This window comes from Paraburkholderia atlantica (genome assembly GCF_009362785.1).
Taxonomy (GTDB): domain Bacteria; phylum Pseudomonadota; class Gammaproteobacteria; order Burkholderiales; family Burkholderiaceae; genus Paraburkholderia; species Paraburkholderia atlantica.
Genome location: NZ_WHNQ01000010.1, coordinates 12,039 through 27,899 on the forward strand (window position 1 = coordinate 12,039; position 15,861 = coordinate 27,899).

Annotated in this window: 19 protein-coding genes; 8 read left to right on the forward strand and 11 right to left on the reverse strand. The window is 63.8% G+C overall.

Translation table 11 applies throughout. The features are described 5' to 3' along the window. Positions 1 to 46: 46 nt before the first annotated feature. A complete protein-coding gene (locus tag GCT19_RS16355; protein WP_152852525.1) occupies positions 47 to 1,291 on the reverse strand; it encodes an MFS transporter in 1,245 nt (414 codons plus the stop codon). Positions 1,292 to 1,604: 313 nt separating this feature from the next. Here GCT19_RS16355 and GCT19_RS16365 point away from each other — a divergent pair, with 313 nt between their 5' ends. Then, positions 1,605 to 2,291, forward strand: a complete 687-nt coding sequence (locus GCT19_RS16365; RefSeq protein WP_013090785.1) for an orotate phosphoribosyltransferase — start codon at positions 1,605 to 1,607, stop codon at positions 2,289 to 2,291. A gap of 160 nt (positions 2,292 to 2,451) precedes the next feature. Here the strand turns inward: GCT19_RS16365 and GCT19_RS16370 are convergent, their stop codons facing one another. Further along, positions 2,452 to 3,141: a response regulator gene (locus GCT19_RS16370; RefSeq protein ID WP_152852527.1), complete on the reverse strand. Its 690-nt coding sequence runs from the start codon at positions 3,139 to 3,141 to the stop codon at positions 2,452 to 2,454. Between the two features lie 269 nt (positions 3,142 to 3,410). Between GCT19_RS16370 and GCT19_RS16375 the strand changes: the two genes are divergently transcribed. The 3 genes from GCT19_RS16375 (at position 3,411) to argC (ending at position 5,836) form a co-directional block, all read left to right on the forward strand. Further along, positions 3,411 to 4,007: a YbhB/YbcL family Raf kinase inhibitor-like protein gene (locus tag GCT19_RS16375; protein ID WP_152852528.1), complete on the forward strand. Its 597-nt coding sequence runs from the start codon at positions 3,411 to 3,413 to the stop codon at positions 4,005 to 4,007. A 91-nt stretch (positions 4,008 to 4,098) separates the two neighbouring features. Beyond that, a complete protein-coding gene (locus GCT19_RS16380) occupies positions 4,099 to 4,671 on the forward strand; it encodes a flavodoxin family protein (protein ID WP_026228117.1) in 573 nt (190 codons plus the stop codon). A 217-nt stretch (positions 4,672 to 4,888) separates the two neighbouring features. Next, complete coding sequence (gene argC, locus GCT19_RS16385; RefSeq protein ID WP_152852529.1) at positions 4,889 to 5,836, forward strand: N-acetyl-gamma-glutamyl-phosphate reductase; 948 nt, start codon at positions 4,889 to 4,891, stop codon at positions 5,834 to 5,836. A 309-nt stretch (positions 5,837 to 6,145) separates the two neighbouring features. On the opposite strand, the gene GCT19_RS16395 is transcribed toward argC, so the two are convergent. Then, complete coding sequence (locus GCT19_RS16395; RefSeq protein WP_152852531.1) at positions 6,146 to 6,781, reverse strand: LysE family translocator; 636 nt, start codon at positions 6,779 to 6,781, stop codon at positions 6,146 to 6,148. A gap of 107 nt (positions 6,782 to 6,888) precedes the next feature. Continuing rightward, positions 6,889 to 7,758 carry an NAD(P)-dependent oxidoreductase gene (locus tag GCT19_RS16400; RefSeq protein ID WP_152852532.1) on the reverse strand — a complete coding sequence of 290 codons (870 nt, stop codon included), beginning with the start codon at positions 7,756 to 7,758 and terminating at the stop codon, positions 6,889 to 6,891. Between the two features lie 93 nt (positions 7,759 to 7,851). Here GCT19_RS16400 and GCT19_RS16405 point away from each other — a divergent pair, with 93 nt between their 5' ends. Further along, on the forward strand, positions 7,852 to 8,610 hold the full coding sequence (locus GCT19_RS16405; RefSeq protein ID WP_018432580.1) for a Mut7-C RNAse domain-containing protein: 759 nt from the start codon (positions 7,852 to 7,854) through the stop codon (positions 8,608 to 8,610). A gap of 53 nt (positions 8,611 to 8,663) precedes the next feature. After that, positions 8,664 to 8,942 carry a hypothetical protein gene (locus GCT19_RS16410; RefSeq protein WP_026228116.1) on the forward strand — a complete coding sequence of 93 codons (279 nt, stop codon included), beginning with the start codon at positions 8,664 to 8,666 and terminating at the stop codon, positions 8,940 to 8,942. A 151-nt stretch (positions 8,943 to 9,093) separates the two neighbouring features. Here GCT19_RS16410 and GCT19_RS16415 read toward each other — a convergent pair whose 3' ends face one another. Together GCT19_RS16415 and GCT19_RS16420 are read right to left on the reverse strand one after the other, a co-directional pair. Next, the gene (locus GCT19_RS16415; RefSeq protein WP_018432578.1) at positions 9,094 to 9,303 is read right to left on the reverse strand and encodes a hypothetical protein; all 210 of its coding nucleotides are present in this window, start codon (positions 9,301 to 9,303) and stop codon (positions 9,094 to 9,096) included. A 269-nt stretch (positions 9,304 to 9,572) separates the two neighbouring features. Next, positions 9,573 to 10,325 carry an IclR family transcriptional regulator domain-containing protein gene (locus tag GCT19_RS16420; RefSeq protein ID WP_018418696.1) on the reverse strand — a complete coding sequence of 251 codons (753 nt, stop codon included), beginning with the start codon at positions 10,323 to 10,325 and terminating at the stop codon, positions 9,573 to 9,575. Between the two features lie 237 nt (positions 10,326 to 10,562). On the opposite strand from GCT19_RS16420, the gene GCT19_RS16425 reads away from it, so the two are divergent. Beyond that, on the forward strand, positions 10,563 to 11,492 hold the full coding sequence (locus GCT19_RS16425; protein ID WP_152852533.1) for a DMT family transporter: 930 nt from the start codon (positions 10,563 to 10,565) through the stop codon (positions 11,490 to 11,492). 78 nt (positions 11,493 to 11,570) lie between these two features. Here the strand turns inward: GCT19_RS16425 and GCT19_RS16430 are convergent, their stop codons facing one another. The 4 genes from GCT19_RS16430 to GCT19_RS42745 all read right to left on the reverse strand — a co-directional run bounded on the left by GCT19_RS16430 (position 11,571) and on the right by GCT19_RS42745 (position 14,723). After that, entirely contained in the window at positions 11,571 to 11,822 is a 252-nt protein-coding gene (locus GCT19_RS16430) for a hypothetical protein (RefSeq protein ID WP_018432576.1), read from the reverse strand. 780 nt (positions 11,823 to 12,602) lie between these two features. After that, positions 12,603 to 13,415, reverse strand: coding sequence for a DUF2242 domain-containing protein (locus tag GCT19_RS16435; protein ID WP_152852534.1), 813 nt, complete (start codon positions 13,413 to 13,415; stop codon positions 12,603 to 12,605). 190 nt (positions 13,416 to 13,605) lie between these two features. After that, positions 13,606 to 14,289 carry a lytic transglycosylase domain-containing protein gene (locus tag GCT19_RS16440; protein ID WP_018432573.1) on the reverse strand — a complete coding sequence of 228 codons (684 nt, stop codon included), beginning with the start codon at positions 14,287 to 14,289 and terminating at the stop codon, positions 13,606 to 13,608. Positions 14,290 to 14,348: 59 nt separating this feature from the next. After that, complete coding sequence (locus GCT19_RS42745) at positions 14,349 to 14,723, reverse strand: hypothetical protein (protein WP_193727402.1); 375 nt, start codon at positions 14,721 to 14,723, stop codon at positions 14,349 to 14,351. A 95-nt stretch (positions 14,724 to 14,818) separates the two neighbouring features. On the opposite strand from GCT19_RS42745, the gene GCT19_RS16450 reads away from it, so the two are divergent. Then, positions 14,819 to 15,079 (forward strand): DUF6723 family protein, encoded by a 261-nt coding sequence (locus tag GCT19_RS16450; protein WP_018432571.1) that lies wholly within the window; start codon positions 14,819 to 14,821, stop codon positions 15,077 to 15,079. Between the two features lie 49 nt (positions 15,080 to 15,128). On the opposite strand, the gene GCT19_RS16455 is transcribed toward GCT19_RS16450, so the two are convergent. Then, positions 15,129 to 15,728, reverse strand: a complete 600-nt coding sequence (locus tag GCT19_RS16455; RefSeq protein ID WP_152852535.1) for a rhomboid family intramembrane serine protease — start codon at positions 15,726 to 15,728, stop codon at positions 15,129 to 15,131. Between the last annotated feature and the right edge of the window lie 133 nt (positions 15,729 to 15,861).

Consider the following 15,861-nt stretch of genomic DNA (forward strand, 5'->3'; position numbering starts at 1 on the left):
GTCGCTGCATCTGGCAGTGTTCTTCCGCCATGTGGCGGCGACACGCTTAGTCGAGCTCGGCGCCGCGTCGTTCAGGGATCAGAAATAGTGTCGCGAAGATGTCGAGCAGGTAAATCGACGCGAGCAGCGCGAGCGCCGCGCCGAACGAGTAGCGCGCCGCCAACGCGCCCACCACCACCGGCCCAAAGCCGCCCACGGCCCGGCCGGCGTTGAACAGCACGTTTTGCGCGGTAGCGCGCGCATCGGTTGGATAGAGCTCCGAAATCAGCGCGCCATAGCCGCCGATCATGCCGTTGACGAACACCCCCATCGCCGCGCCGCCGAACAGCAAGGCCATCGGCGTCGTCAGTTGCGCATACACGAACACCATCACGACGGCGCCCGCCTGGTAGAACAGGAACGTCGGCTTGCGGCCGAAGCGGTCGGCGGCGATGCCGAATAGCCAGATGCCGGCCGCCATGCCGAGAATCGTCGCGGCGGTCCATAGCCCCGATCTGGTCAGCGAATAGCCGAAGGTCTTCGACAGATAACTCGGCAGCCAGATCATCAGCCCGTAATAGCCGAAGTTCTGCACCGAGCACAGGATCGTTACGCCGAGGCTCGCGCGCGTCGTGCGCGCATCGACGAACAGCAGTTTCAGCGGCAGCCTGCGCATACCGCGCGCGACGCGCTGGTTGAAAAGCGCCGGCTCCTCGACGCGGCGCCGCACGAAAAACGACATGACCGCCGGCAGCAGCCCGAGCGCGAACATGCCGCGCCAGCCGATCACCGGCAACAACAGTGGCGTCAGCAACGCGGCCGCCAGCACGCCGAGCTGCCAGCCAAGCCCGACATACGACGACACCCGCGCCCGCTGCGACGCCGGCCACGCTTCGGCGACCAGCGTCATGCCGATGCCGAATTCGCCGCCCAGCCCGATGCCGGCGATGGTCCGGTAGATCAGCAGGTCCGTGTAGCCCTGCGCGAGCGCGCACAGGCCGGTGAACACCGCGAAGATCAGGATCGTCCACGTCAGCATGCGCACGCGGCCGAAATAATCGCTGAGCACGCCGAACAGCACGCCGCCCGCGACTGCGCCGATCAGCGTCCATGTGACCAGCGCGCCGGCCTGCGACGAACTCAGATGCAGGTCGGCGGCGATCACCGGCAGCATGAAGCCGAGGATCAGCAGATCGAAGCCGTCCATCGCATAGCCCAGCACCGACGCAAGCAGCGCGCGGCCCGCATGGCCCGGCTTGACGGCGGGGCGGGTATCGGGGGCGACGGCAGAGGCGGGTGGAGCGGCGTTCATTGAAAGCATTCCGTAGGTCTGAAGGCGTCTGCGTGGGCAGCGGCCCGGGGAAAGTCGCGTGAGTGTAAAGGCGGCCCCAGCCAGTCACAAGACGATGCGCGCGCCGAAGCGCCCGCCGGCGGCGGCGCCGCGCACGACGGCCTCCTCGGTGCGACCCATTTCAGGTAAAATAACCGCCCACGCGCGCAGCAAAAGCCGGTCTGTGCTCGTCCCCCGGCCGCGTATCCCGCCCAGCATGGCGCGGCATACCCCGCTTGCTGCGCCACCGGGCCCAGCGCCCGCTTCTCCCCCGCTCACTCCGAAGGATCCGCCCATGACAGGCTTCGATCGCCAGACGATCTCCGACACCACCGCCAAAATGCTGCTCGAAGTGCAAGCAGTGCATTTCAACGCGGAGAAACCGTATATTTTCACGTCCGGCTGGGCGAGCCCGGTGTATATCGACTGCCGCAAGCTGATCTCGTATCCGCGCGTGCGCCGCGGCCTGATGGAAATGGCCGAAGCGACGATCCTGCGCGACGTCGGCTATGAGCAGATCGACGCGGTCGCCGGCGGCGAAACCGCGGGCATCCCGTTCGCGGCATGGCTGTCCGACCGCCTGATGGTGCCGATGCAATACGTGCGCAAGAAGCCGAAGGGTTTCGGCCGCAACGCGCAGATCGAAGGTCTGCTGACCGAAGGCCAGCGCGTGCTGCTCGTCGAAGACCTGACGACCGACAGCCGCAGCAAGATCAACTTCATCAACGCACTGCGCACCGCCGGTGCGACGGTGAACCATTGCTTCGTGCTGTTCCACTACAACATCTTCAAAGAAAGCGTGTCGGTGCTGAAAGACATCGACGTCGATCTGCACGCGCTCGCCACGTGGTGGGACGTGCTGCGCGTCGCGAAGCAAAACAACTACTTCGACACGAAGACGATCGACGAAGTGGAGAAATTTCTGCACGCGCCGGCCGAGTGGTCCGCCGCGCACGGCGGTGCGACGTCTGCGCCGCAATAAAGCCATCTCGGTAAAACAGTGACAATAAAAATGTAGCCGCTTTATGCGCATTGAATAAAAAAGCCGCCTGTTGCGAAACAGGCGGCTTTTTTCTTATCGCCGATTGTTAATTGCCGCTTGCTTTTCGGTCATTACCCGGCGGGCGAAACGAGGCGCGATATCAGGACTCGTTCGCGATGCTCCTGGTCGAATTCGACGACAGATTCAGCAAACCATTGCTCTGCGCATACTGGAATAGTTGGGAGTCTCGATCGATTCCGAGCTTGCGCATGGCCGCATTCTTCTGCGTGCTGATCGTCTTGATGCTGCGATTCAAACGCTCCGAAATTTCCTTGATCGTCATACCCGACACGAACAGGCGCACGACTTCGAGTTCGCGCCTCGACAGCTTCGAGTCGTCGCGCATGCCGGCTGAATTGACCCGCAATCCATCGAGCACCGCCTTCACCGACGGGCTCATATACGTCATGCGACGGCCGACGTGCTGTACCGCAAGCGCAATATGGCTTAGATCGTCCGACTTGTTCACGACGGACGTCACGCCAAGCTCCTTGAGCCGTTTGAGCAAGGCGGCATTCTCGAGCATGGTGAGTACGACAATCGGCAGGTTCGGGAAATTGCGGCGCAAATAGTCGATCAGTTGCAGGCCATCGCCGTACTGACCGCCGGGCATGGCCAGGTCGGTGACGAGCACGTCGCATCCGGTGGATTGCAACAACTTGATGAGTTCAGTCGACTGTCTTGCGCGCCCAACGACTTGCATACCGGGAAATTTATGCAGCGCATTTTCAGCACCAAACAGAATGACCGGATGATCGTCTGCCACCACGACCCTGAGTGAAACTTGCATCGTCCTCCTCTGGACGGATAAACCGGTCTCCACAACTTCTAACACTTCTTTCGACGCTCGCTATTTCAACGAGACAAATACAGCCAGGATCGCACGATATTCCTCTTACTATAGCTGATTTCCTATCTGCTAATTCCGCGGGACGCGAACATATTGCGTCGCAGAGCTAATCAGCGCTGATGTTAGACTTTATTCGACCTTGGGGCACAATTCAGGACAACGACCATCGCGAGGACCCGCGCCTCGCGCCCTGACAGGAGAACCGGCATATGCGCATGCGTTGCCTGGTTGTTTCGTTGGCTTCATCTTGGCGGCATCGATCGCTCCGCGTCGGCGCGATGCTCGCGCTTTTGGCGGCGCAGAGTGCCGGTGCGCGGGCCGACGAGCCGTTCACGCTGACTAGCGCGAGCGTGCGCGCGGGCGGTGCCGTGCAGAATGCGCAGGTGTTCGACCAGAACGACTGCAAGGGCGGCAACCGTTCACCACAGCTCTCATGGCGCGCCGCGCCGGCCGGTACGCGCGGCTTCGCGATCACGATGTTCGACGAGGATGCGCCGGGCCGCGGCTGGTGGCACTGGGCGGTCGCGGGCATCCCCGCCACGGTAGACAGCCTGCCCGAGAATGCGAGTTCGTCCGGTTTCCTGCGCAAGCTCGGCGCAGTCGAAGCGCGCAACGACTTCGATACCGACGGCTATGGCGGCCCGTGCCCGCCGCCCGGCAAACCGCATCGCTATATCATCACCGTGTACGCGCTGAACTCGGCCGATCTGCGTCTCGCGCAAGGACGTCCCGCGTTGATGTTCGAACACGAGATCGGCACGGCCGTGATCGGCAGCGCGAAGCTGGTGGTCAACTACGGGCGCTAGCGGCGGCCATCGCGGTCGTCGTGGCGCACCGCCGCGCCGCGTCGCGTTTCATTTCCCGTTCACCTTGCTGACCGCCTTGCTGGAGCAGTCCATGTCGAAGATCGTCATCGTTTATCACAGCGGCTACGGCCACACGAAGAAGGTCGCCGAAGCCGTGCTCGCGGGCGCGCTCGAAGCCGGTGCGCAGGCGAAGTTGATGCCGGTCGGCGAGCTCGACGACGCGTCGTGGGACGAACTCGCCGCCGCCGACGCGCTGATCTTCGGCGCGCCGACCTACATGGGCGGCCCGTCGGCCGACTTCAAGAAGTTCGCCGATGCGAGCTCGAAACCGTGGTTCGCGCAGGCGTGGAAAGACAAGATCGCGGCCGGCTTCACGAATTCGGCGACGATGAACGGCGACAAGTTCTCGACGATCCAGTACTTCGTCACGCTGGCGATGCAGCACAGCATGATCTGGGCGGGCACCGGCATGATGCCGTCGAACACGAAGGCCGCGACGCGCAACGACTTGAACTTCGTCGGGGGCTTTACCGGACTGCTCACGCAATCGGCGGCCGATGCGTCGCCCGACGAAGCGCCGCCGCCGGGCGATCTCGAAACCGCGCGCCTGTTCGGCGCGCGCATTGCGGGCGTCACCGCGCGCTGGATCGCGGCGCGCGGGTGATGGCAGAACCGGCTGAACGGCGCCGAAACGACGTCGCGCCGCATCTTTGGTCCATCTTCGGTCATCAGCCCGCATTCGCCGCGCAACGGGTCACGCCGATGTCACGTTGCGCGCGCATCGTCGTTTTTTCGCGCTGTGCCGCACGGTCGCGGCGATGACGTCTTAAAATAACGTTCCGGCGCGGCGTCGCGCCCCGTTTTCAGCGAGTGAGATTGAGATGAGCACGAAAGTTTTTGTCGACGGACAGGAAGGCACGACCGGCCTGAAGATTTTTGAATACCTGTCGCAGCGCGCCGACGTCGAAATCCTGCGTATCGAAGAAGCGAAGCGCAAGGACCTCGACGAGCGCCGTCGTCTCATCAACGCATCGGACGTCACGTTCCTGTGTCTGCCTGACGTCGCCTCGCGCGAATCGGCTTCGCTCGTCGAGAACGACCGCACGGTGCTGATCGACGCGAGCACCGCGTTCCGCACCTCGCCCGACTGGGCGTACGGCCTGCCTGAGCTGGCCCGTTCGCAGCGCGAGCGGCTGCGCACCGCCAAACGCATCGCCGTGCCGGGCTGCCACGCCTCGGCGTTCGTGCTCGCGATGCGTCCGCTCGTCGAAGGCGGCGTCGTCGCGCCCGAGTTCGCCGCGCATGCCTACTCGATCACCGGTTACAGCGGCGGCGGCAAGAAGATGATTGCCGACTACGAAGCCGGCGGCAACGACAGGCTGAAGAGCCCGCGCCCGTACGCGCTCGGCCTCACGCACAAGCATCTGCCCGAAATGGCCGCGCATACGGGCCTGAAGTCGGCGCCGATCTTCACGCCCATCGTCGGCGACTTCTACAAGGGCCTCGCGGTCACCACGTACTTCTCGCCGGGCCAGCTCGCGAAGGAGACGACGCCGCAGGACGTGCAGGCTCTGTTTGCCGAATACTACGCAGGCGAAGCGTTCGTGCACGTCGCACCGTTCGACGCCGACGCGAACCTCGACAACGGCTTCTTCGACGTGCAGGCGAATAACGACACCAATCGCGTCGACCTGTTCGTCTTCGGCAACGAGGAGCGCTTCGTGACCGTCGCGCGTCTGGACAATCTCGGCAAAGGTGCGTCGGGTGCGGCGATCCAATGTATGAATCTCGCGATCGGCGCGGCCGAAGACAGCGGTCTGAAACGCTAAGCGAGTCGACCCGCGGACGTCGCCGCGACCCTACGAAAAAAGCCGGTCTTTGCAGACCGGCTTTTTTCGTTTTAATACCGCGAACCCGATCGTTTGCGCACCCGCGGGGGAATTCCGGGCAAAAAAAAGCCCGCCTAGGTTGGCGGGCTGAATCCATATCAGAGGAGACATGGAGGAGACAAGACGTACTATAGCAAACCGCTTGGTGCGTTGCAACATGCAAATTAGGGTTGACCCTCGATGTTGCAAACATACAACGGTCACATAAATACGCTTCAGTTTCCCCTTGTCTGCCAGCAGGCGCGGCGCTTAGTGCCGCACCAGCGCCATCATCGCGCCGAAACCGACGAACACGCCTCCGGTCAGCCGGTTGAACATCCGCGCGACGCTGCGGCTCTTCAGCTTCGCGCCGATGCGTGTGCCAAATCCCGCGTACACCAGATACCAGCTGACCTCGATCAATGCGAACGTCGCGAGCAGCACGCCGAACTGCGGCAACTTCGGTTCGGTAGCATCGATGAATTGCGGCAGCAGCGCGGCCGCGAACAGGATCGCCTTCGGATTGCTGCTCGCGACCAGAAAGCCGTTGCGAAACAGCGCGAAGCGCGAGCGCGCGGACCTCGCCGTCAGGTCGTCGACGCTTTCCGCGGCGGCTTCGTCGGCCGGCGCGCGCCACGCCTTGATGCCCAGATAGACGAGATAGGCCGCGCCGATCATGCGCAGTGCGTTGAACATGGTCGGCCATGCCGCCAGAAACACGCCGAGTCCCGCCGCCGATACCGCCAGCATCAGCACCAGCGCCGACAGACAGCCGGCCATCGTTGCGGTCGCGCGGCGCAGGCCGTGCTGGGCGCCGTGCGTCATCACGAGCAGCATGTTGGGACCGGGAATCGCGGAAACGACGAAAACGGTGGCGACGAACAGCCACCAGGTATGCAGAGTCATCGAAATCGGGTTGAGGGAATCGGGCGGCCATTATGCCTTGCCGCCCAGCGTGACTCCATGCGGTCACATTGCGTCGATCGCTCGCGTGCGGCGATCGACGGCCTTCGTCAACGGCCGGCGCGCCGCGCGGCCACCTGGCCCAGCACCGCGAAATCCTTCTCGCCGTCGCCGTGCGCGATCGCCTCGATCAGGCTGTCGCGCACCACGCTCGCGACCGGCATCGGCGTCGTCACCACATCGGCGGCGGCGAGCGCGAGGCGCACGTCCTTCAGTCCCAGACGCGCTTTGAACAGCGCCGGTTCAAAGCGCTGCTCGGCGATCAGCTTGCCGTAGCCCGAATACACGGGTCCCGGGAACAGGCCGCTCGTGATCACGTCGAGGAAGTCCTGCATTCCGACGCCGTGGCCCGTCACGAGCGCGGCCGCTTCGCCGAGCGACTCGATCGCCGCGCCGAGCATGAAGTTCGCGGCCAGCTTCATCACGTTCGCCTGCTGCGGCAGCGAGCCGATGCGCCAGGTCTTCTGGCCGAGCACGTCGAAAATCGGCTGGATCTGGTCGATCGATTCGGCCGGGCCGCCCGCGACGATGGTCAGCTTGCCCGCGGCCGCGACGTCGGGCCGACCGAGCACCGGCGCGGCCACATAGTGCACGCCGCGCGACGCGTGCGCGGTCGCCAGTTCCTCGGCGAGCGCCACGGAAATCGTCGCCATGTTCGCGTGGATCAGCCCGCGCGGTGCATGTTCGAGCAGCGATGCGGTGATGACTTCGCGCAGCGCGGCATCGTCGGCGAGCATCGAGAACACGGCGTCGCCCGCAAACGCTTCAGCCGGCGTCGCGACCACTTGCGCGCCCAGCGCGGCCAGCGGCTGCGCCTTTTCCGGCGAGCGGTTCCACACCCGCACCTGGTGCCCGGCTTTCAGAATGTTTGCAACCATCGCGGCGCCCATCTCGCCGAGACCGATAAAACCGATGTCCATCTATCGCTCCGTCTTCTAAAGAACCCGAAGTAAAGCACACTCATGCGACACGCGCAGGACAACACGCAGCCCGGGCGGTGCGATACTGCTGGCATGGTCACCGCGACATTCCGCTTCTACGAGGAGCTGAACGACTTCATCGCCCGGCCGCTGCGCCGGCGCGCGTTCACCTGCGTGTGCGCGCGCGACGCGACGACCAAGCACATGATCGAAGTGCTCGGTGTGCCGCATACCGAGGTCGAGCTGATTCTCGTGAACGGCGACTCGGTCGGTTTCGATCATCCGCTCGCCGACGGCGACCGCGTCGCCGTCTATCCAAAGTTCGAGGCGCTCGACATCCAGCCGCTGCTACGTGTGCGCGAGCGTCCGTTGCGCGTGATGCGCTTCATCGCCGACGCGCATCTCGGCGGCCTCGCGCCGCTTTTGCGACTCGCGGGCTTCGATACGCTGTACGACAACCACTTTCCCGACGCCGATATCGAGGCGCTCGCCGCCGCGCAGCAGCGCATCGTGCTGACGCGCGACCGCGAGTTGCTCAAACGCCGCAACATCACGCATGGCTGCTACGTGCGCGCGCTGCGGCCGCGCGAGCAGTTGCGCGAGGTGTTCGAGCGGCTCGATCTCGCGCGCAGCGCGCAACCGTTCCGACTATGCCTGGTATGCAACGCGCCGCTGCGGCGCATCGGACGCGAGGAAGCCGGCCCGCGCGTGCCGCACGGCGTGCTGCTGCGGCATAGCCGCTTCGTCACCTGCGATGTATGCGGACGCGTGTTCTGGGAAGGCACACATTGGCAGAGGATGCGCGCGTTGATGGACAGCGTCTCCACTGGCGCGCCGGAGCGGGTCGGCTGACGTCGCGCGCTTGCGTACAATGCGGGTTGATCTATTTAGCAGAGGCCTTTCCAATGGCAATGAAAAAAACCGACCTTGAAAAGAACAAGGCGCTGAAACTGGGCAACGCAATGAAGCAGGCGGCCGTGAACCGCGGCGGCAAGAACGTGGCGACCGAGCCGAAAGTCGACCGGCGCGAGCAGCGCAAGCTCGATCAGGCGCAAGGCCTCGTCCCGTTTGCGTGCAAGCTCAATAGCGGGCTGGTGGAAGAATTGAAAACACGCGCCGCCGCGCATCCGGACGGCCTGAACGGGCTACTCGATGAAGTGATCCGGCGCGGGCTCGCGAACTGATCTTCCCGCGCGCAAAATTCGCCGCAAAAGCAAAAAGGCCAGAGCTCGCGCTCTGGCCTTTTTGCTTGCAACGCATCTGCCTTCACCGGCTGCATCGACCGGCAAGCGGCCCGATGCAGCGGTATGGCACGCCCGACGAGCGGGCGTCGGCTTAGTTCTGCGTGCCCTTGTCGTTCGTGCCGGCGGCCGAAGCTGCAGCGGAAACGTGTGCCTTCTTGCCGTGGGTCTTCAGTTGCTTGATGTGGTGCTTCTTCGGTGCGCTTGCTGCTTCCGTAGCGGCGGCATCCGATGCCTGTGCGAAAGCCTGAACGGAAACGAGTGCGATCGAAGCGGCTGCGAGCGAGACGATAACTTTTTTCATGTGTTGATCCCCAAACCAGACGACTTAGTCAATGTGAATGAATACAACAGCTGCACGGTAGAGCGGGCTGGACCTCGAGGCGCCTTGTGCTCCCCGCGGGAGAGTATTACCCAAGCGTAGGCGGTTTGTCATGCGCAAAACTCGATATGTATTTTTCGGGAGACAGCCTGCTTTCAGCGTGCTTTCACCGACCTGCAAGCCGTACCAGGGACACTACCAAGTTCTTCCGACTCCCTCTGCCGCGCGCCTCGCCGACCGCTTCGCGACGCTCAGACGAGGTTCCGCAGCAGACTCGCGGTTTCCTGCAGCGCCGGCAGAACGCGGTGCAGCGCGGCGTTCGCCGACTCCTCGCCGATCGGCATGCTGACGCTGATCGCCGCGACCACCGTACCGTGCCGGTCACGCAACGGCACCGCGACGCCGCGCACCCCGATCTCGAGCTGCTGGTCGGTGACCACGTAGCCGTTGCGGCGGATTTCGCCGAGCACTTCCCTGAGCCGCTCCACGGTCGAATAGGTGTACGGCGTGAAAACCTTGATCGGATAAGACGCGAGCCACGGGTCGATGCTGTCGGGCGGCTGAAACGCGAGCAGCACGAGCCCCGCCGACGATAGCGGCGCCGGCGCGCGCGAGCCTGTCACGAAGCCGACTGCCATCGCCCGATTCACGCCGTTGCGCGCGACGTAGACGACATCGTGTTCGTCGAGGATCGCGACCAGCGCGGTTTCCTGCACGGTCGCAGTGATTCGCTGCAGGAATGGCTGCACCGTGCGCGGCAGCCGCGCCGAGTCGAGGTAGGACTGGCCGAGCCGCAGCACGCGCGGCGCGAGCCAGAACAGCTTGCCGTCGGTGTCGACGTAGCCGAGCTCGCGCAGCGTCAGCAGATAGCGGCGTGCGGCCGTCCGTGACAGGCCCGCGCGCGCGGCGACCATCGTGGGCGTCATGCGCGCGTGCTCTTCGTCGAATGCTTCAATGATCGCGAGCGCCTTCGCGGCGCCCGCGATCCAGTCCTTGTCGTCCATTTCGTTTGCTCGTGGAAAGCGCCAGGGATCACGGTCCGGTTTGCAAGTCGCCTGATCACAGCGGTCCGCACGCCGGCGACCGCGCGCCCGTTGCGCGATTATCGCGCGGCGCGCGGCCTTTGCCTGCCCGCTGCTCGACGCCCGCGTATCATGTGAGCGATTCCTTACCGGCTGCGCCCCGCGTGGCGAGCCCTTGCGGCGTCCCAGCCCGATCCACACGACAAATCAGAACAAACCTTGAATCCCGATACCCGCCAACACCTGCGCGCGAACGTGCTGATGCTGATCGCCGCGATGATCTGGGGCTCCGCGTTCGTCGCGCAGCGATTGAGCCTCGATTCAATCGGCCCGTTCCTGTTTACCGGCTTGCGCTTTCTGCTCGGCGCGGTGGTGGTGCTGACGATGATCGTCTGCGTGCGCCGCCCGGCGCTCGCCGAACTGACGAAGCGCGCGCCGGGCGGCGCCCGCGAACTGCTTGGCGCGGGCGGGCTGCTCGGTGTCGTGCTGGCCGTGTCGATCTCACTGCAGCAGATCGGCCTGCAGTACACGAAGATCGCGAACGCGGGCTTCATCAGTTCGCTGTACGTGGTGATCGTGCCGGTGCTTGGCGTGCTGTTTCGCCACCGGACCGGCCTCGGTACGTGGCTTGGCGCGGTGCTCGCGGCCGTTGGCATGTACTTCCTGAGCGTCGACGAGCACTTCTCGATGCTGTATGGCGACTGGTATCAGCTCGCCGGGGCGCTGGTGATTTCCGCGCAGATGATGCTGGTCGGCCGCTTCGCGGCGCGCCACGACACGCTGATGCTCGCACTCGTGCAGTTCGTGACTTGCGGGCTCGTGTGTCTGTCGATCGGCCTCGTCGTCGAGCCGGTCAGCGCCGCGGTACTTGCGCGAGCCGCGCCGACGATCGCGTACGGCGGGGCGTTATCGGTGGGCGTCGCGTATACGATCCAGGTGGTCGCGCAGCGCTATGCGGCGCCTTCGCATGCGGCGGTGATTTTCAGCATGGAAGGCGTGTTCGCGGCGTTCGGGGGCTGGCTCGTGCTCGGCGAAACGCTGACGGCTCGCGCATTGTTCGGCTGTGCGCTGATGCTCGCGGGATTGATCGTGTGTCAGATAGTGCCGGGCTGGAAACGCGCCCGGCAGCGTGCTCCGCAGGGGTTGTGATTGACAGCGGTTAAAACGATTCGACGCCGACGCTCAGTGCGCGACGCGCACCGGCAGGCGTCTTGCCGATTCGTCCAACTATGCCGCGCGCGGATGAGCGAATAGGCTCGGCGTATCGGCGGTCGGCGGAAACACGCACCAGCAGCCGTCGTCGTGGCGAAAGAAGAACAAACCGCGCCCGCCCTGTTCCGACGAAGTTTCCACCCGCACATAACGCCGCCCGCCCGCGCGCGTACGGCTGAACTCCGTCACGTGAACCGGCTCGGCCGGCGATGGCGAAAGCCACTTGTCGACCAGAAACCGCAACGACTGTTCGCTCGCGGTTCTCATGATCGGCTCCGGAACAGCTTGTCGCGCTGCGCATCGCGCGTGGACTCGGGACTGTCGTCGTCGCGAGTGGTGTCGCCGTTCTCGGCAGCCTCGGCGGCTGCCAGCGCCATCATCCGATTGGTCGCGGCTGCGCGCAACGATCTGCAATGGGCCGCATGTCGAAGGTCCGAGAGAAGACGGACTAGCTGTCGTGCTGATCTGCGTTTCATACATCCCCCGCACTGCACCAGAAACCTCACAAAGCACTTTAACTCTATGCCGGATTGTTCGCCGGGCAAATGGTTTTGACGAAATAGCAACAGTTGCGCTTGCAATAAGAACGCGCGCAATCTTCGTACCGCGTTATCAATGTGCGCGTTCGGTAGGCGAAACTCTGTGCGTTGGCGAGCGCTTCGCATCGCGCGAAGCGTTGGGACGGGCGACAGGAAGTGTCGTTTGGAGGCAGTAGTTATCCACAGCGACCTCTGAATAACTTCGGGATAGCGCAACGAACAGCCTGTGCGCGAAATCTTGATAAAGGCGGGGTCGGTTAACGCGTGTTCGAACTTATCCCAGTTATGTAGTTTTTCTACCGATGTGTTCCGCAGGGTTATCGGTTTCGCAGGATGTTGAAGCGCCGCGACATTTGCGACTTATCCACAGAATCGGTTAACCCTTGTTAACTACTACTACGTATGTATACGTATCAAGTAAACACCATAAGGTGAATCTCGCTGCGCGCCTCATTCAGAGGCTGATCGGATCTTGATCAGCCTCGATGCGAAAGCCGCTGCGCCGCTGTCACGGCACCGGCGCCGTGCCGCTCGCGGGTGCGATCGCTGCGGCCTGGCCGATCGGGTCTATCGGTTGCACCGGGGAGGACGGCGACGGCGTCGTTAACGGAACCGGCGCGGGCGCGGTTAACTGCACTGGCGCCGGCGTCGACTGAACGGCAGCTGGAGCGGCCGCAGGTACCGGTTCGGGGACCGGGTCAGGAATCGTCAGCTGCAGCGGCGTGGCTACCTGCATCGGCAGCGTGCGCGTTTCGATCGAGCTGCTCGTCACCGGTTGCGTACGCACGACCGTCTGCAAGTAATGATCGACGAGGCCGAAAAAGCGGTCGTAGAACTTGCCAGACGGGATCGTTTCGCTCGAGATCTTCACCATCGCGTCGCTATTCGAGCGAATCGGCAGCGACAGCGAACCGAGGACACTGAGCCCGACGCTCGCCGACGTATCGCTCTTCTTCAATGCGAAGCCGTTCTGCACCGCGTTCACATAAACGATGCTGGTATCGGCCGCCTCTTCGCCGGACGTGCAGACGACGTGAAACTCGACGACTACGTGTGAATCGCCGGTCGGCTGAAAATTCTTCGTGCCGTCGACGGTATCGGGGCGCGACATCGTCGTCAGATAGCCTTGGCTCAGCAGTGCGCGGCGCGCGGCTTCGCAGCTATCGCCGGTACTCGAATTGAAATTGCGCGCGTACGGGCTTGCGCCGGTTTCGAACAGTTCCTGAGTGAATTTGGGTTGCGGCGTGCTACTGCTGCATGCCGTGAGCGCGAACAGGCCGAACAGGGCCGCGGCGGTGGTGCGGGAGAAGGGGATCTGCATGATCAGGTGCAAGAAGCGCCTCATGAGCGCGAATGGGAATGCATTGTAGAGCGGGCAGCGCCACGTGCGTAAAAAGCGTGCAAGCAGGAGCCGGAACCCCATTACAACGGGTAACGCAGCACCTCAACTTGATGCACGCCGCTCGGCCTTCGCAGCGCATACGGGGCGAAACCGGGCCGCGCGAGCGCGCCTAGTTCGATGTCGAGCGCGTCGAACCCGCTGTTGCGGCCGAAGTCGACCCCGAGGCCGCGACCGACGATGCCGCGGCCGCGCCGCTCGCCGCAGGTGTATTGAGCGCCGCCGGCACGCTGAACGCGTCGGCCCACGGGTTCACGCCGGCGCAACGGTCGGCTTCGCACGACGGGGCCCGTCCAGCGGCTCCTGAAGCGCCGTCCGCGGGCGTCGCAACCGCCGCGAAATCTTCGACGCGCAGATTCACCTTCTGCGCGTAGGCCTTCGAGCCGCCATAGCTCTTTAGCGCGATATTCAGATCGCCGTTCGCCGAGCGCATGTAACCGTAAAGGATCGCCGAGCCGGCTTCGATGTTCGCACCCGGTTCGGTCAGGTCCTTCACATTGCGCAGCAGCCCGCGGTGCGCCTGTGGCACGACCTGCATCAGGCCCGTCGCGCCATTGGCGCCGCGGGCCTTTTCCTTGAAGCGGGATTCGATCGAGATGATGGCGAGCAGCAGCGCCGGAGGAAGGGAGTATTTGTTGGCGGCGGATTGCACCGCGTCGGAGATCTTTTGAGCTTTTTCTTTGCCAACACCGAACTTCCGCGTCAGGTACGCCGATATTCGGTCGGTGTTTTCGTCGGCCGACGCGGTTTGCGCGAGGCCGAGCGAAAGCACGATCAGGCAAAGTAACCGGCTCATAGCGGACGTTTGAGGAAGCAAAGATCCGCGCATTATAGCGCCGCTGTGCCGGGCGGCGCCTATCGTCGACAGTTTTTGTCTTTTAAATCAAGGGTGACCAGAACTCTTCGGGTTTTTCGATCCGCGTATTTGCCCGCCTTGGCCTTCAGGTCATAACCGTCGGTCAGCGTCACGAGGACCGCGGCGGCGACGTCGATATCAGGCTCGGGCCAGACCAGACGCTCGTCCGTTTTGCGCGTCAGCGGCGCGTCGGTCATGTCGACGTTCACGCGCAGAGCGACCGGCGCGGGCTGGTCAAACAGCGTTTTGCCGTGCAACCCATGTTCAGTTAGTTGCACTTTTGCGTCGAGGAGGTAGCAATCGGACCTGCTCGCGGGCGGATGAAGGCTCGGGTCTTCAGGCTCGAAGCGCTCGATCGCGCGGCGACGGGTCACCTGCTCGCATCATGGTTCGCGCGGATTTGAGACAATGCGCGTCGGCCGTGCGTCTCGTTGCGCACCGCCTCGATGAACAACCGATGTTTTCAGCTATGAGCAAGACCGCGTTTATTCCCAGCGTCCCCGGCACATCGGAGGACGACTTCGAGATTTCGGCGAGCGCGAAGATGGCCGGCTATCGACGCTTCTTCGGCGTGTTGAAGGTCGTGCGCACGACCGACGGCCGCGTACTGTTTCCGTTCGACGGGGCGCCCGAACTGGGCCCACATCCAACCCGCGTCGAAGCGCTCGCGGCCGCTCAGGTGTATGGCGAACATATCGTCGCGAGCGATCTGGCGCGGCCGGAGTTGTAGGCCGATACGGCCTCGAACCGGGCCCATCCCAACGAACCGGAGATCTCCGTCAACGCGCCCGCACCCGGCGCGCAGCCCCGGCCCCCGAACGCGCCGCGAGCACACCACCGATCACGCCGCCGATATGGCTCTGCCACGACACATCGGGATAGATCGGCAGCACACCGAACAGCAAACTCAAGCCGTAGCTGCCGACCACGACTAGAGCCACGAGGATCGACACCAGATTGCGCGTGTAGTAGCCGCGTGCGACCAGGTAACCCGCATAGCCGAACACCAGTCCACTTGCGCCGATGTGCACCGAATACGGCGCACCGAAGAGCCACGCGCAAAGACCGGCGCCGAGCATCGCGCCGATGGTCGCGCGCCAGAAGCCGCCGATGTCCGGCCAAGTACACAGCCAGCCAAGCACGACGAGCCCGCTCGTGTTGGCCGCGATGTGCCCTACGCTCGCATGCAGCCACGGCGCGAACAGAATTCCCTGCAAGCCATCGAGTGAACGCGGCACGACGCCGTGTTCGTCCAGATGCAGGAACGGCAGCGCAACCGACAGAAAGAACACGGCCCACATCGAACCGACGAACAGCGCGATCAGTCCGACTCGCAACTTGAGCCTCTCGGTGAGCGTGTTGGGAGATGAGGTCTTCATAGTAACGAGGCCACGGGGATGTCGACAGAGGGTAGTCGATGTGGCGTCGTCACGACGAGGCATCGTGGGACCACAGATGCCGATTGGAGCGGTGGATGTTTGGTCAGCCGCACCGCATGGTGGTGCGGCTGAT